The organism is Aquipuribacter aurantiacus, assembly GCF_051216895.1.
Taxonomy (GTDB): domain Bacteria; phylum Actinomycetota; class Actinomycetes; order Actinomycetales; family JBBAYJ01; genus Aquipuribacter.
The window spans coordinates 1-1,010 of sequence record NZ_JBPKAO010000039.1 but is presented as its reverse complement, the minus strand read 5'-3'; the positions used below and the strand labels follow the sequence as shown (position 1 = coordinate 1,010).

The following is a 1,010-nucleotide window of genomic DNA, read 5'->3' as shown; positions in this document are numbered from 1 at the left end:
CCGGTGCCGTGCGGGTGGGGGCCGGGGACACGAGCAGCCACAGGCCGGCCCCGATGCCGGTGCCGGCCAGGACCGCTGCGGCCAGCTGCCAGGTCACGAGATGCCCCCCATCACCAGATGCCCCCAGGTGAAATGACCGAGCGCGCCGAGCCGTTGGCCCCACTCCCCGGACGACGCGAGCCGTTGGCTCCCGCCGGTGGGTTCGCGGCATGCTGCTGGGCGTCGTCGTCGAGGTGGTGCACGGTGTCCGTCCAGCCGTGGGCGCGTAGGGCTGCGGTGCGTTCCGGCGACACGGCGGCGGCGGGTTCGGCGACGTGGGTGCCGGGAGCGGCGCGGAACACCTCGCTGGTGACGACCGCGGTGCCGTCGAAGGTGCCGACCTCCACCACGGATGAGACGTAGTGCACGGTCCGCCCGTCGGGCAGGTCTTCCCGTTGCATGTGCACGACGAAGTCCACGGCCGCCGCGGCGAGGGAGAGGGCGGCGGTGCGGGTCATGCCGACGCGGGACGCGTACAGCGCGATCCGTTCGGGGACCTCGCGGGCGGAGCGGGTGTGGATGGTGGTGAACCCGCCGTCGTTGCCCTGGGTCATCCCCTCGAGCATGTCCACGATCTCCGGACCCATCACCTCCCCCACGATCAGCCGGTCCGGGTCGATNGGGACGCGTACAGCGCGATCCGTTCGGGGACCTCGCGAGCGGAGCGGGTATGGATCGTGGTGAACCCGCCGTCGTTGCCCTGCGTCATCCCCTCGAGCATGTCCACGATCTCCGGTCCCATCACCTCCCCCACGATCAACCGGTCCGGGTCGATCCGCCGCGACGTCTCCACCGCGTCCGACAACGTGATCGCACCCCTGCCCTCGGCGTTGGGCTTGCGCTCCTCCAGGGCCACGCAGTCCGGGTGCGCGACGGGGTCCTGGTCGAGGCCGAGCTCGGGGAAGTGCTCGACGGTGACGATGCGTTCGCCGGGTGGGATCTGCGACGCGAGGGCCCGCAGCAGGACGGTC

Annotated in this window: 2 protein-coding genes; both read right to left on the bottom strand. The window is 72.0% G+C overall.

Features of this window, described 5'->3' with window-relative positions; all coding sequences use genetic code 11:
- Positions 1–110 precede the first annotated feature (110 nt).
- A complete protein-coding gene (locus tag ACR80Q_RS18300) occupies positions 111–626 on the bottom strand; it encodes a hypothetical protein (RefSeq protein ID WP_435379083.1) in 516 nt (171 codons plus the stop codon).
- A 14-nt stretch (positions 627–640) separates the two neighbouring features.
- Entirely contained in the window at positions 641–961 is a 321-nt protein-coding gene (locus tag ACR80Q_RS18295) for an ATPase, T2SS/T4P/T4SS family (RefSeq protein ID WP_435379084.1), read from the bottom strand.
- Between the last annotated feature and the right edge of the window lie 49 nt (positions 962–1,010).

What these genes read in the sequence shown, in the direction of transcription:
- ACR80Q_RS18300 (WP_435379083.1), bottom strand. Translation starts at nt 626, where the DNA reads ATGGGTCCGGAGATCGTGGACATGCTCGAGGGGATGACCCAGGGCAAC.